General features: G+C 70.3%; 15 protein-coding genes. 11 read left to right on the forward strand and 4 right to left on the reverse strand.

What is annotated here, in order from left to right; all coding sequences use genetic code 11:
- Positions 1 to 759: 759 nt before the first annotated feature.
- From ACZ7MF_RS31150 to ACZ7MF_RS31200, 11 genes are all read left to right on the forward strand, one after another.
- On the forward strand, positions 760 to 1,251 hold the full coding sequence (locus ACZ7MF_RS31150; RefSeq protein ID WP_471481601.1) for a DUF2975 domain-containing protein: 492 nt from the start codon (positions 760 to 762) through the stop codon (positions 1,249 to 1,251).
- The gene (locus ACZ7MF_RS31155) at positions 1,251 to 1,496 is read left to right on the forward strand and encodes a helix-turn-helix domain-containing protein (RefSeq protein ID WP_471481602.1); all 246 of its coding nucleotides are present in this window, start codon (positions 1,251 to 1,253) and stop codon (positions 1,494 to 1,496) included. Before ACZ7MF_RS31150 ends, ACZ7MF_RS31155 begins: the two co-directional genes overlap by 1 nt.
- Positions 1,493 to 2,647 carry an FAD-dependent monooxygenase gene (locus ACZ7MF_RS31160; protein ID WP_471481603.1) on the forward strand — a complete coding sequence of 385 codons (1,155 nt, stop codon included), beginning with the start codon at positions 1,493 to 1,495 and terminating at the stop codon, positions 2,645 to 2,647. Before ACZ7MF_RS31155 ends, ACZ7MF_RS31160 begins: the two co-directional genes overlap by 4 nt.
- Positions 2,648 to 2,822: 175 nt before the next feature.
- Positions 2,823 to 3,776 carry an aldo/keto reductase gene (locus ACZ7MF_RS31165; RefSeq protein WP_471481604.1) on the forward strand — a complete coding sequence of 318 codons (954 nt, stop codon included), beginning with the start codon at positions 2,823 to 2,825 and terminating at the stop codon, positions 3,774 to 3,776.
- 22 nt (positions 3,777 to 3,798) lie between these two features.
- Positions 3,799 to 4,149 carry a MerR family transcriptional regulator gene (locus ACZ7MF_RS31170; protein ID WP_471481605.1) on the forward strand — a complete coding sequence of 117 codons (351 nt, stop codon included), beginning with the start codon at positions 3,799 to 3,801 and terminating at the stop codon, positions 4,147 to 4,149.
- 464 nt (positions 4,150 to 4,613) lie between these two features.
- Entirely contained in the window at positions 4,614 to 5,666 is a 1,053-nt protein-coding gene (locus ACZ7MF_RS31175) for a hypothetical protein (protein WP_471481606.1), read from the forward strand.
- Positions 5,667 to 5,756: 90 nt separating this feature from the next.
- On the forward strand, positions 5,757 to 5,921 hold the full coding sequence (locus ACZ7MF_RS31180) for a recombinase family protein (protein ID WP_471481607.1): 165 nt from the start codon (positions 5,757 to 5,759) through the stop codon (positions 5,919 to 5,921).
- Between the two features lie 201 nt (positions 5,922 to 6,122).
- Positions 6,123 to 7,292 carry an ABC transporter ATP-binding protein gene (locus ACZ7MF_RS31185; protein ID WP_471481608.1) on the forward strand — a complete coding sequence of 390 codons (1,170 nt, stop codon included), beginning with the start codon at positions 6,123 to 6,125 and terminating at the stop codon, positions 7,290 to 7,292.
- Positions 7,289 to 7,993 (forward strand): ABC transporter permease, encoded by a 705-nt coding sequence (locus tag ACZ7MF_RS31190; protein WP_471481609.1) that lies wholly within the window; start codon positions 7,289 to 7,291, stop codon positions 7,991 to 7,993. Before ACZ7MF_RS31185 ends, ACZ7MF_RS31190 begins: the two co-directional genes overlap by 4 nt.
- Positions 7,990 to 8,655 carry an ABC transporter permease gene (locus ACZ7MF_RS31195; protein ID WP_356857040.1) on the forward strand — a complete coding sequence of 222 codons (666 nt, stop codon included), beginning with the start codon at positions 7,990 to 7,992 and terminating at the stop codon, positions 8,653 to 8,655. The genes ACZ7MF_RS31190 and ACZ7MF_RS31195 overlap by 4 nt, the downstream gene beginning before the upstream one ends.
- A gap of 74 nt (positions 8,656 to 8,729) precedes the next feature.
- Positions 8,730 to 9,692, forward strand: coding sequence for an ABC transporter substrate-binding protein (locus tag ACZ7MF_RS31200; protein ID WP_471481610.1), 963 nt, complete (start codon positions 8,730 to 8,732; stop codon positions 9,690 to 9,692).
- A gap of 52 nt (positions 9,693 to 9,744) precedes the next feature.
- Here ACZ7MF_RS31200 and ACZ7MF_RS31205 read toward each other — a convergent pair whose 3' ends face one another.
- Genes ACZ7MF_RS31205 through ACZ7MF_RS31220 form a run of 4 tightly spaced genes read right to left on the reverse strand, consistent with a single transcriptional unit; the run spans position 9,745 to position 13,753 of the window.
- Entirely contained in the window at positions 9,745 to 10,356 is a 612-nt protein-coding gene (locus tag ACZ7MF_RS31205; protein ID WP_356857036.1) for a GTP-binding protein, read from the reverse strand.
- The gene (locus tag ACZ7MF_RS31210) at positions 10,343 to 10,702 is read right to left on the reverse strand and encodes a DUF742 domain-containing protein (protein ID WP_356857034.1); all 360 of its coding nucleotides are present in this window, start codon (positions 10,700 to 10,702) and stop codon (positions 10,343 to 10,345) included. The genes ACZ7MF_RS31205 and ACZ7MF_RS31210 overlap by 14 nt, the downstream gene beginning before the upstream one ends.
- Before the next feature lies 1 nt (position 10,703).
- Complete coding sequence (locus tag ACZ7MF_RS31215) at positions 10,704 to 11,123, reverse strand: roadblock/LC7 domain-containing protein (RefSeq protein WP_003972853.1); 420 nt, start codon at positions 11,121 to 11,123, stop codon at positions 10,704 to 10,706.
- Entirely contained in the window at positions 11,120 to 13,753 is a 2,634-nt protein-coding gene (locus ACZ7MF_RS31220; protein ID WP_471481611.1) for a sensor histidine kinase, read from the reverse strand. The genes ACZ7MF_RS31215 and ACZ7MF_RS31220 overlap by 4 nt, the downstream gene beginning before the upstream one ends.
- Between the last annotated feature and the right edge of the window lie 28 nt (positions 13,754 to 13,781).

The raw sequence follows: 13,781 nt of genomic DNA on the forward strand, positions 1-13,781 counted from the left end.
TTGGTTGCGCTCACAAGGGGGGGAGAGAGAAGGGGCGAGAAGGGTGCGTCTTCGGCTTCTTCCTCTCCCTCCTTTCCCCCCCCCTCACCCCCCCTCTGGGCCCCTGGTGCCCACGATTTTCTCCCCCCCCCCCCCCTCCACAGTCACCCGCCCCGGCCGCCTGAAGGCGGCCATCACGGGCCCTGACCTGCCTCGGTCCGCTCCGCCTAGGACCGACAGTCCCTGTTGAGGCGTCCGTGGTGGCAGCGAATCGACCACATTGGACCCATGGCGCCCCGAAGCGCGAGCTCGCCGATGTCCTGCGCCGGGCCCGTCCGCCGTCGTCCTCGTCCAGCTCCGGCGCGTCCGGGTCGCGCAGCGGGCGCAGGGCGCCGGATGCCGGGGTGGAGGCCGTGAAGAAAGCCCTCGGCTGCCACGACGAGACCGCTGTCCGCCTCGTCACGGAGGCCGGCGGGACCTGGAGCCGATACTCCTCCCGCGGCCAAGGCCGTGATCGGCGGCCGGGGCCGGAAACGGTTCACGGGCGTGATGGCCGACCGTGCCTGGTCCGTCTCCCGCCTCAACCCCCGCCGTGTTGCCGTGAGGAGATCCCTCTCCCCGGGCCCACCGCTTGGCGCCGGGCTTCCGCCGGTCTCCGGTGCCTTCTTCCTGTTCCCCGGCCCTGGCTGCCACGGGTCCGGACCGGAAGGGGCCACCACACCTTGCCCCTCCTATCGAATATCGATAGATTATCATCGCGTTTCGATCGAAGGAGAGTTGATGGGAAAGATCACCGTGCTGGCGCTGCGTACCGTGCTCGTGGTGTTGCTCGCCGGTTCGCTGTTCGTGCAGACCGTGATGGTCGCGCTGCTGGCCGACGACATGGAGGGCGGGGTGCTCGCGGGCCGGCGCGTGCCGATCCTGCTGATCGTGGTCCTGGGCATCGGCACGGCCCAGACCGTCCTGGTCTGCGTATGGCGGCTGGTGAACATGATGCGACGTGGGAGCGTGTTCTCCGACGGCGCCTTCCGGTACGTGCACATCGTGATCGGCGCCTTCACCGCGGCGGCGCTCCTGGTCTTCGCACTGGGCGTCGTCCTGGCGCCGGGCGAGGCCGTGGCCCCGGGCGTCGTCCTGCTGCTCGGCGGCGTCTCCTTGGCGGTCTTCGCGGTCGCCCTGATCGTGCTCGTGCTGCGGATGCTGCTCGCCCAGGCGGTCGCCCGCGAGGCCGAGGCGACCCGGATGCAGACCGAGCTGGCCGGGGTGATCTGATGCCGATCGTCGTCGACATCGACGTGATGCTGGCCAGGCGCAAGATGTCCGTGGGCGAACTCGCCGACCGCATCGGCATCACCCCCGCGAACCTGGCGGTCCTCAAGAACGGCCGCGCCAAGGCGGTCCGGTTCACCACGCTGGCTGCGCTCTGCGAGATCCTGGACTGCCAGCCCGGAGACCTGCTGCGCTGGGAGGCCGAACGCCCGGCGGACGAGACCACGCCCGCGGAGCGTCGCCTGTGAGTACTCCGACCGGCACCGACTTCCTCGGGCCCACGGCCCGTACCGACGTCCTCGTGGTCGGCGCCGGACTGGCCGGCCTCCACACCGCTACGCTCCTCGCACGGCAGGGCCACGGCGTCCTCCTGATCGACCGGCGAACCAGCCTCGTCGGCGCGGTCCGCACCACGGGAATCTTCGTACGGAAGACGCTCGACGACTTTCCGCTGCCTCCCGAGCACCTCGGCCCACCGATTCGACGGGTCGTCCTCTACCCGCCCGACCTGCGCCGCCCCGTCGCCCTGGTCAGCGGCCGCGACGAGTACCGCGTAGGAGACATGGCGCCTCTCTACACGGCGGCTGCGGCCACCGCGACGACCGCCGGCGTGCGGATCGTCCTGGGCACGCGCTACGCCGGACGCCAGGGCGACACGTTCCACCTGCTCGGTCGCGACGGGCCGACGGCGGTCCGGGCTCGGTTCGTCGTCGGTGCCGACGGAGCCCGCTCCAGCGTCGCCCGCGACCTCGGCCTCGACCGCAACCACCACCTGCTGGTCGGAGCCGAGGAGGTCTTCGAGCTTGCCGGACACGAGGAGCCACCGACCTTCCACTGCGTGCTCGACCCCTCGCTCGCTCCCGGCTACCTGGCTTGGGTGGTCAACGACGGGCAGCACGCGCATGTGGGCGTCGCCGGCTATGCGGACCGCTTCCCGGACGGACTTCGCCGAGCACTGCAGCGGTTCAGCGCGTCAGCGCCCGGGCTGGCCGGCGTGGACCGTCCGGAAGCGGTGGAGCGGCGCGGCGGCCCGATTCCCGTCGGGGGCGTGCTGCGCCGGATCGGCTGCGCCGACGGCCTTCTGGTGGGGGACGCGGCCGGCGCGGTCTCCCCGCTCACCGCCGGAGGCCTGGATCCGTGCCTGCGACTGTCGGAGTTCGCGGCCGAAGTCCTGGACCACGCGCTGCGTACCAGGCGGCCGGATGCGCTGTCCGCCTACGACGGAGCCGCTCTGCGCGCCGCTTTCCGAGGCCGGCTGACCCTGCGCAGGGCACTGGCCCAGGTGCGCACACCGACCGTGGCCCAAACGGCTTTCACACTGCTCCGTACGCCGATCGGCCGGGCCGCGGCGGGCCGGGTCCTGTTCGGCGACAAGTCCTTCCCGACTCCTGCGTCATGAACTGGTACTCCCACTGCCCAAGCGCGTGTCACGCTCAATGGTGGCGAGCCGTGCTTGAGCCGGTAGCAGGCGCGTCTCTTTTGGATCTTGTAGCACATTGGACCCGGCTGCCGGGGCCGCGTTTCGAATCGTCTCCCCAAGCTCTCTTGACCTGGAGCGCGCTCCAGATCTGAGGATGAGGGGCATGGATGTCAACAACACCGACCCTCAGATCGTCCTCGGGACGATGGACTTCGGCACCCGCGTCGGCCAGGACGAGGCTTTCGCGATCCTCGACTCCTTCGTCGGCGAAGGCGGGGTCTGGCTCGACACCGCGAACTGCTACTCCTTCTGGGTCGATCCGAGTGGTCTCGGCGGTGCCAGCGAGCGAGTCATCGGCGCGTGGTTTCGAGCCCGCCCCGATGCGCGGGACGCGGTGCGGATCGCGACGAAGGTCCGGCAGAATCCACGCGTCCCGCACTCCTGGCCACAGAGCGCCGAAGGACTTTCCGCCCCGGCCGTACGCATTGGCGTCGAGGAGAGCTTGGGGCGTCTCGGAGTCGATCACGTCGATCTCCTCTGGGCTCACGCCGAGGACCGCACCGTGCCGCTGGAGGAGACCGTCGGGGTCTTCGGCGAGCTGGTCACGAAGGGAACCGCGCTGCGGATCGGGGCGGCGAATCACGCTGCCTGGCGCATCGAGCGCGCCCGGTCACTCGCCCGGGAGCAGGGCGTGGAACCGTGGACGGCCCTGCAACTGCGCCACTCACTTGTTCAGCCGCGCCCACTCACCCCCCTCGCGGAGGGCGGTCATCGCCTGCTCGCCGACGAGGACCTGGACCTCGCACAGTCGGAGGGGCTCACCGTGTGGTCGTACAGCTCGCTGATGTGGGGCTCCTACGTGCGCGCAGACAAGCCACTTCCGCAGACTTATGATCATCCGGGTACCGCCCGGGTGCTCTCGGTCCTGGACGACGTGGCCGGCGAGCTGGCGGCCACGAGGAACCAAGTCGTCCTCGCATGGCTGATGCGCAGGGGGATCGACCCCATCGTCGGCGTGAGCCGGACGGAGCAGATCGTGGAGGCACTCGCCGCACGCCGTGTGCGGCTCAGCGACGAGCACCTGGCCCGCTTCGCCGAAGCGCGGTAACAGAGACCGGACAAGGAACGCCGTGGCCACCCTCCTTACTCCAGCAGCAGCGTCCGACCGCACCGGTGTCTCTCTCGACACACTGCGCTACTACGAGCGTGAAGGGCTGATCGGACCGATCCGGCGTTCCCCAGGTGGGCGCCGGGAGTTCACCGAGGACGACGTCTTCTGGATCGGCCTGGTCACGTGCCTTCGTGACGCCGGCCTCGGCATCGCCGACCTGCGGGAATTCGTCGCCATTCTGCGCACCGAGCATTCCGTGCAGGACCGGGTTGCCTTCCTCCGCGAGCGTCGTGCCGCCCTGGAGCAGCGCGCGGCGGCGCTGTCCCGGGCCATGGAGGTCCTCGACGACAAGATCGCCTACTACAGCTGATGGTCCGGCCGTTGTAGTCCCGGGCGACACTGCGGAGACGACGACGAACCTGGCCGCTCCCGACATGACCGATGTCGAACACCGGCTGAGGCCGTTGGCCGAAGGCGACCTGTCCTGACGACTTGGCTGATCCTCGTCGGTGATTTCCCTGGCAGCAGGACTCGGCCGTGCGGTGCGCACCACCTTCGCGTGCGACTACCTCGCCAGTCCAGACCTGCGCGCCGACCGGCCCGGACAAGGTGAACACCAACTCGTACGGCCCGTTCCGCCTCGACATGGACAAGCGGCTCGACCTGGCGCTCCTGGCTGTTCCCCGGCCCGACGATCAAGTTCGTGCCGGGCTCGTGAAAGCAGCAGATCGCGCCACGCGCGCCTGGAGCCGTCGGCTTCTCCGGCGAAGCAGTCGCGGCGTGTCGCGAACATGGCGACAATGTCACGACTGAGATGACACACGGGGGTGTCGAGTGAACCAGAACGATCTGGCGGCAATGGCTGCACAGGCTCTGATCTCCGTCCTGGGGGGCGCGGCCAGCACGGCAACATCCCAGCTCATACAAGACAGGTTGAATCACTCCGCTCGCGGTCGTACCGCTCTGGACGGCTTGAGCGTGTCACCCGGCGACCCCGCTGCCCAGCAGGATGTTCAATCCGCTCTCACTGACGAAATCAGCGGCGACGCCGAGTTTGCTGATCGGCTGGCCTTTCTGCTTCACGCATCCACCCAGCAGACCGCCGGAAGCGTGGTCATTACGGGCAGTCGGCTAAAAAATAACCAGATAACGCTGGGCCCTCTGACGATCAACAACACGCCTGTCGGACGAATACTGCTCGCAGCGGCAATCGCATTGGCGCTCATCCTTCTGGCACTCGCCGCGTACGGCGGTGTGAGGTTGGTCAACACCGATGATATGCCGGATAGTCGGACGGCCACTCGGCACGACGCGAGTGATTCCAGCCCCAGTGCTACGACGTCGGCCGCGGGCACTGCCATGATCCGCAAGATGCTCCCCGCACGAAGCGACGTGGATGTAAAACTGTTCCCTGAAGCCGAAGCGCCTCAATTCAAGCCTGCCGCTCGCGTTCCTGCCTGCCAACTGGTGCCGGATTGTCGCAAAGCCACAGCTGCCGGTGGTGTCACGTACGATGGCGTCGAAGGTACCGGTGATTCCGCCGAGTTCCTCCTGTTCGCCTTCCCGGATGCCGAATCGGCCCATCTCGCATATGCGGGTCTCATAGTCAACAACCTCCACCCAAATCACCCGCCGGTGCAGGGGGCCAAGAGAGGTGAAGAGAGCCAGTTCTTCGACTATCAGGAACAGAGCTATTACCACCAGGACGGGAGTCCTGACACCAGATATCCACCGGACTTGATTGGCCGTTACGTCTGGTTCCGTCAGGGTCCCTTCGTCGCAGTTGTTCAGCAGTTGGGCGGCGGCACGGCGCTTCGAGGCTCGGCTCACCTCTTGGAACTGTCCGCAATGTTCGCCGGCCGGATCGCGAAATACCAGGGGCATTAAGGACGGGTGGGTAACGGTCGGCGGGGAGCGCGGGACAGCGCTGCACGTCATCGAGCAGGGCATCGACACCGCCACCGTGGAAGACGGGCCATGTTCGGGATGCTCAGCGTGCTCGCGGAGCTCCAGAAAGAGCTGATCGTGTCGAACACGAACGACGGGCTCGCCTCCGCGCGGGCCCGCGGCCGGGTCGGCGGGCGACGGTCCAAGCTCGAGGACCGAGACGGGTGCCGCCGTACCCGCGCGCCGTGGGGGTGAGTGCCGGATCCGCGACGAATCCCTGCCGCGTCGGCCGCCGTTGTCCCCGGATTCCCCGTGTGAATGCCCGAGCAGCGGGAAGGAGTCGCCCCGGAGCAACGGGGGCCCCGCGGACCAGGCGTCTACACTCGACCGGCGACGGCCCCACCGACCGCGGCCGGAGCGGGCAGCTTCTGCCAGACCCGAAGGGTATTCGGCGTTTTGATACGGATGGACTCAGTCACCAAGCGGTACCCGGACGGCACCGTGGCGGTCGACCGGCTGTCGCTGGAGATACCCGACCGCTCGATCACGGTGCTCGTCGGCCCCTCGGGCTGCGGCAAGACGACGACCCTGCGGATGATCAACAGAATGGTCGAGCCCACCGAGGGAACGATCCTGCTCGACGGTGAGGACCTCCAGCAGCAGCCCGTCACCGCACTGCGCCGGTCCATGGGATACGTCATCCAGAACGCCGGTCTCTTCCAGCACCGCACGATCCTCGACAACATCGCCACCGTGCCCCGCATGATCGGCTGGGGCAAGCAGAAGTCCCGCGAGCGGGCCGCGGAGCTGATGGAACGGGTGGGGCTCGACGCCTCCCTCGCCAAGCGGTACCCGTACCAGCTCTCCGGCGGTCAGCAGCAGCGCGTCGGCGTGGCCCGGGCGCTCGCCGCCGATCCGCCCGTGCTGCTCATGGACGAGCCCTTCTCCGCCGTCGACCCCGTGGTCCGCAAGGGACTCCAGGACGAACTTCTGCGCATTCAGGACGAACTGGGCAAGACCATCGTCTTCGTCACGCACGACATCGACGAGGCCATCAAACTGGGCACCATGGTCGCGGTGATGCGCACCGGCGGCCGGCTCGCCCAGTTCGCACCGCCCGCCGAGCTGCTGTCCGACCCCGCGGACGACTTCGTCGAGGACTTCCTCGGCGCCGACCGCGGCATCCGGCGGCTCTCCTTCTTCCCGTCCGCCGGCCTGGAGCTGACCACCGGCCCGGTCGTGCGCGCCGACGCGACCGCCGAACAGCTCGCCGCCGCCGGCGGCGCCCCCCACCTGCTGGTGACCGACGCGGACGACCGGCCGCTGGGCTGGGCCGAGCCGGGCGACCTGACGGCCGGGGACCTCGCGGCCGGGCGGCTGTTGTCCTACGGGCGGCCGTTCGTGCCCGGCACCGACTCGCTGCGGGCCGCCCTCGACTGCGCCGTGCTCTCGCCCACCGGCTGGGCCGTCGCCGTGGACGCCGACGGACGGGTGACCGGCGTCGTCTCCCAGCAGACCGTCGGCGCTGCGATCCGCTCCGCCCACGGCGCGGGGAGCCCCGGCGCGGTCACCCCCGGCGACGCGCGGGCCGAGGAGCCCGCCGACGTCACGAAGGTCGCCCCGTGAACGGCTTCTTCGACATACCGAGCGACCTCGACAACACCTACTTCGGCCTGATCGGCCTGCATCTGCGCGAGGCGCTGCTGCCGGTCCTGGCCGGGCTGCTCGCCGCCCTGCCGCTCGCCCAGCTGTGCGTGCGCTTTCGCTGGCTGTACCCGCCCGTGCTCGGCGTGACCACCGTCTTCTACGCCGTCCCGTCGCTGGCCGTCTTCGTGGTCCTCATCGACTACACCGGGCAGAGCGAACTGACCGTGATGATCCCGCTGGCCGTGTACAGCCTCGTGGTGCTCGTCCCGGCGATCGTCGACGGCGTGCGGTCGGTGCCCGAGGAGACGCTGGCCGCGTCCACCGCCATGGGCTTCGGGCCCGTACGGCGCTACCTCCAGGTGCAGTTGCCGATCGCCGTGCCCGCCATCCTCGCCGGGCTGCGGGTCGCCGTGTCGGCGAGCATCTCCCTGGTCAGCGTCGGCGCCCTCATCGGCAACCAGGGCGCCCTCGGCAACCTCCTCGCGGACGCCCAGAAGTACGGTCGGCCCGAGCTGGCGGTCAACTCGGTCCTGACCACCGCCGTACTGGCCGTCCTGTGCGACGCGCTGCTCGTCCTGGCCCGCAACCTGCTGACGCCGTGGATGCCGCGCGGCAAGGGCCGGCGCCGCCCGAAGGAGGCCGTCGAGCGGCCCGAACCGCAGGAGGCGGCGACCCGGTGAACGTCCTCGACTTCGTCAACGCGTTCTTCAGCGACAGCGCCCACTGGCACGGCTACGACGGCATCCCCACACGCCTGCTGGAACACGTCCAGTACACCCTGATGGCCCTCGGACTCGCCGCCGCCATCGGGCTGCCCGTCGGGCTGCTGACCGGGCACACCGGACGCGGCGGCAACGCCGTCGCCTTCGTCGCCACCGCCGCCCGCGCCCTGCCCAGCTTCGGTCTGCTGGTGCTCATCGCCGTCGGCATCGGCATCGGCCTGCTGCCCGTGATGGTCCCGCTCGTCGTGCTCGCGATCCCGCCCATCCTCGTGACCACCTACGAGGCGGTGCGCTCCGTCGACCCCTCCCCGGTGGACGCCGCCCGGGGCATGGGCATGCACGAGTCGAGCATCCTCTTCCGGGTCGAACTCCCGGTCGCCCTTCCGCTGGTCCTCAGCGGGCTGCGCTCGGCCGCCATCCAGGTCGTGTCGACGGCGACCATCGCCGCCTACGTCAGCCTCGGCGGCATCGGCCGCTACATCATCGACGGGCTCTACCAGCGCGACTACGAGAAGGTCGTCGGCGGCGCCACCCTGGTGGCCGTCCTGGCCCTGGTCACCCTCGCGGTCTTCTGGGCGGCGGGACGGTTCGTCGTGTCACCGGGGGTGCGCAGGCGTTGAGCGCCCGGGCCGGCGGAGAAACCGTAACCAGGCCGTACTTGACTCACCGGCAAGCGGATCGTTTGGATCGACGGATGACTTTCACCGCGAAGAGCAGCAGGTCCAGGACCAGGCACACCGGCGCGGCGGCCGTCGCGCTCACCGCCGCGGCGGCGCTGCTCGCGGGCTGTTCCTCCGACTCCGACGGCACCTCCGACAACCCCCTCGCGGGTGACAAGGCGGAGGCCGGCACCGTAGTCGTCGGCTCGAACAACTTCGCCGAGAGCACCCTGCTCGCCGACATCTACGGAGAGGCACTCAAGGCCAAGGGCCTCAAGGTCACCTACAAGCACAACATAGGCAGCCGGGAGACGACCTACGGCATGATGAAGAACGGCTCCGTCACGGTGCTGCCGGAGTACAACGGCTCGCTGCTCGCCTACCTCGACCCCGAGGCCCAGCAGAAGTCCGTCGAGGCGGTGAACGAGGCGGCGAAGGCCAAGCTGGACAAGAAGCTGACGCTGCTGGAGTCGTCACCGGCCGAGAACAAGGACTCGGTGAGCGTCAACGCCGAGACCGCCAAGAAGCACGGCCTCACCGCCGAGTCGACCCTCGCCGACCTCAAGGAGGTCGCACCGGACCTGGTGATCGGCGGCTCGCCCGAGTTCCAGACCCGGCAGCAGGGGCTCAAGGGCCTGGAGTCGGTGTACGGCCTGAAGTTCAAGTCCTTCAAGGCGCTCGACGCGGGCGGCCCGCTGACCCAGGCGGCGCTGACCAAGAACGACGTGCAGGCGGCGGACGTCTTCACCACCGACCCGACCATCATCAAGGAGAAGTTCGTCGTCCTGAAGGACCCGGAGAACCTCTTCGGCCACGCGAACGTGACCCCGCTGGTCACCAAGGACGGGCTGAACAAGGAGGGCGTGGCCACGCTCAACGCGGTCTCCGCCAAGCTGGACACCGAGACGCTCCTCGACCTGGACGCCAAGGTCCAGCTGGACAAGAAGGACCCGCTGGACGTGGCCAAGGAGTGGCTGAAGTCCGCGGGTCTCGTCTGACGGACGCCCGAAGACGCCTCGCCACGCCCCACTACGACCCGCTACGACCCCGCTACGACGCCGCGGCCCCGGTCGCGGCGTCGATCAGCTGGTCGATCAGGGCGATGAGGACGTCCCGGCTGGAGGTCCGCTCCCGTGCGTCGCACAGCAGCACCTGCACGTGCTCCGGCAGCGCGAGGGCCTCGCGGATCTCGGCCGCCGGGTACGGGTGCCGGCCGTGGAAGCCGTTGACGGCGACGACGAACGGAATGCCCCGACGCTCGAAGAAGTCGATCGCGGCGAAGCTCGACTCGGGCCTGCGGACGTCGACCAGGACGACCGCGCCGAGCGCCCCGATCGCCAGGTCGTTCCACATGAACCAGAACCGCTGCTGACCGGGCGTACCGAAGAGGTACAGCACCACGTCCCGGCCGATGGTGATCCGGCCGAAGTCCAGGGCCACCGTCGTGGCCCGCTTCTCCTCGATGCCGGCGAGGTCGTCGACGTCCAGGCCCGCCGCGGTCAGCGGTTCCTCGGTGCGCAGCGGGGCGATCTCGCTGACCGACCCGACCATGGTGGTCTTACCGACGCCGAAGCCGCCCGCGATCAGGATCTTCACCGCCTCGGGCGCGGTGGAGCGTGCGGATGCCGTGGGCGTCTCGGCGACGCGCTCAGAGCCGGCCAAGGCCGTCCCTCACTTTCTGCAGCAGGTCCAGGTCGTCGGTGGCGCGGGAGACCGGGTGCGGCGGCCGGGCGGTGATCCGGCCGGCCTCCAGCAGGTCCGAGAGCAGGATGACGACCACGCTCACCGGCAGGTCGAGACGGGCCGCGATCTCCGCCACGGCCATCGGCTCGGCGCACAGCCGCAGGATCCGCAGGTGTTCGGGCTGCGGCCGCGCCGCCCGGGCGGGCTGCGGGTCGATCGCGGTCACCGTCGTGATGAGGGTGAAGTCGGCGCGGCTGGGCCGGGTCCGGCCGCCGGTCAGGGTGAACGGCCGCACGAGCCGGCCCGCAGCGTCGCCTCCGGTCACGTCACTCGCCGGGGCCGGCGGTGGCCCGCGGTGCCGCGCTCAGGTGCTCGCCGATCTTCTTCACCAGCATGTTCATCTGGTACGCCACCACGCCGACGTCGGCGTTCGGTCCGGTGAGCACGACCAGGTGGGCGCCGGGGCCCGCGGAGGTGAGTATCAGGTAGCTGTTGGCCATCTCGATGAGCGCCTGGCGCACCGGGCCGCCCCGGAAGTCCATGCTGACGCCCTTGCTGAGGCTCATCAGGCCCGACGCGGTCGCCGCCAGCCGCTCGGCGTCGTCCCGCAGGAACCCGGTGGACTTGCTGACGACCAGTCCGTCCTCGGAGAGCACCACGGCCTGGTTCACGTCGGCGACCCGCTCCACGAGTCCGGTGAGCAACTGGTCCAGCTCGGTGTGCGTGGCGGGGGAGGGTCGGGTCATCGCGTGTCCTTCGTGGGCGGTCGGCGGTCGGCGGTCGGGGTCGAGTGGGCGGCGGAGGAGAGCGCGTGCCCGTCGGTGGCGCGGTCGTCCGCGCGACCGGCGTCTTCGTCCGCCTCGTGTGCTTCGTGTGCTTCGTGTGCCTCGTCTGTTTCGGCTGGTTCGTCGTTGGTCTGGGCCCGCAGCGTGCCGCGCTGGAAACCGGCGAGGGACGAGGCGGCGCGCTCGGCAGTGAAGTCGGCGTAGTCGTCGCCTGCCGCGTCGTCCGAGCCGTCCCGGCGGCCGCCCGGATCCTCGTCGCGCAGTTCGGCGGCGAGGCTGGTCTGCGGCACCCGGCGGGGCAGCGGCGCCAGTCCGCCGCGCCCGTCGGCGGAGCCGTGGGAGGAGTCGCCGAAGTAGCCGCCGGGAGAATCCGCCGCGGCTGCGGACGGGCTCGCGGGCGCCGGCCGGGACGACCGTACGGGCCGCACCGGCCCCGGGCCGCCGGCCGGGTCCCCGTCCGCTGCCGGGGCCGTGGCGGACCCTCCGGCCGTGGCGGGCCCTCCGGTCGAGGCGGTCGAGGCGCCCGGGTCGGCTGCGGTGGCCGGACCGGGCTCGGCGCCCGGGGCGGCCGGACCAGTGCCGGTGACCGGTCCGGCGACCCGGGGGCCCCGTGCGCCCGCCGCGGCGCCATCAGTGCCGTCCGCCCCGCCGACCGGCTCGCGCACCACGATGTCGTGCGGGATCAGCACGATCGCCGTGGTCCCGCCGTACGGCGAGGGGCGCAGCGTGACGGTGATGCCGTGCCGGTGCGCGAGGCGGGCGACGACGAACATGCCGAGCCGCAGGTCGTCGGCGAGTGCCACCACGTCGAACTGCGGCGCCACCGCCAACTGGGCGTTGAACGACGCGTAGTCCTCCTCCGACAGGCCGAGCCCGCGGTCCTCGATCTCGACGGCCAGGCCCTTGGCCACCAGCGCCGCCCGCACCCCGACCGGGTTGGGCGCGGGGGAGTACGCCGTCGCGTTGTCGATCAGCTCGGCCAGCAGGTGGATCACGTCGGCCACCGCGGGCGGGGCGAGGGCCACCTCCTCGTCGGCGTGCAGCTCCACCCGCTGGTACTCGGCGACCTCGCCGACGGCGCTGCGCAGGATGTCGACCAGCGACACGGGCTCGCGCCAGGTGCGCCGGGGCTGCTCACCGCTGATGATGACGAGGTTCTCCTCGTAGCGCCGCAGCTGACTGGCCGTGGAGTCCAGTTCGTACAGGCCCTTGAGGATCTCGGGGTCCGTGTGCTCGCGCTCCAGGGCGTCCAGCTTGCCGAGCTGCATGTTGACGAGGTTCTGGCTCTGCCGCGCGATGCCCAGGATGACCTTCTGGAAGCCGCGCCGGGTGTCGGCGAGTTCGACGGCGGTGTGCACGGCGGTGCGCTGCGCGGTGTTGAACGCCTGTGCGACCTGGCCGAGTTCGTCCCGTCCGTAGTCCAGCGGCGGCGTCGCGGACTCCACGTCGACCGTCTCGCCCCGCTCCAGGCGGGCCACCACGTCGGGCAGCCGCTCCTCGGCCAGGCTCAGGGTGGCCAGCCGCAGCCCGCGCAGCCGCCGGGACAGCGAGCGGGTGATGCGCCAGGACATCACGATGCAGAGCAGCAGCGCGATCAGGCCGCCCGCGCTGAGGACGCCGGCCTTGATCAGCAGGCCCCGGGCCTCCTCGGCGCTGCGGTCGAGGAGCCCGTCCGTCTGCTGCCGGATGAGCTGCCCGTACTGGGTGGAGATCTTCTCGAAGGCGGTGATCCAGCGCTGCCGTGCGTCCGGCAGGTCGATCCGGTCGTCCCCGCCCGCCGAACGGGCTTCGAGCACCTGGTCCTCGACGTCCTGCATGGACTTCCACTCGGAGCTGGCGAGGATCCGCTCGGTCTGGGTCTTCGCACTGCCGGTCAGCGAGGGGACGATCTGGTCCTGCACCAGCCAGCGGCGGGTGTGCACCAGCTGGGCGAACCGGGACCACTGCTCCTCCTGCATCCGGTCGGACGGCCAGGCCAGCGTGAGCCGGGCGTCCTCCTGGGAGACCAGCTCGGCGGCGTGCTCCAGGGCGACCAGCGGACCCGCCTGGGAGGTGAGGTCGCCGTCGTCGACCTGGGAGAGCTCCTGGAAGGCGTGGATCTGCTCGTCGACGATCGAGGTGTACTGGTCGAGCGCCTGCTCGGCGGTGATGTCGCTGGGGTCGTCCACCTGGTTGCGGTAGTACTCCAGGCTGCCCACCGAGCCGAGTACCGAGTACAGCCGGTCCGAGACCCGGGAGGGCGCGCTCTCGATCGCGTCGGACTGGCCGACCAACTGAGCGACCGCCTCGTCCGTCTTCTTCCGCTGTGCGTCCAGTTCGGTCCGGTCGCCGTCCGGTGCGGCCAGCCAGGCGGCCGACAGGCTGCGCTCCTTCTGCAGGGCCAGGGTGGCCTCGGTGCCCATGGCGCCGGTGTCGCGGCTCAGCTCCGTCTGCGCCCGTAGCCGCAGGCCCTCCGAGAACATCTGGATCGTCGTGACGCCCCACACGGCCGCGAGGGTGACGCCGGGGACCAGGGCCAGGAGGATCAGGGAGAGACGTATGGAGCCGAGGCGGCGCCGGGCACCCTTCTTCCGTGACTTCCGTGCAGGCATCGTCGTCCTAGGCGATCAGTGGGGCGGG

Source organism: Streptomyces sp. NPDC111628, assembly GCF_055635195.1.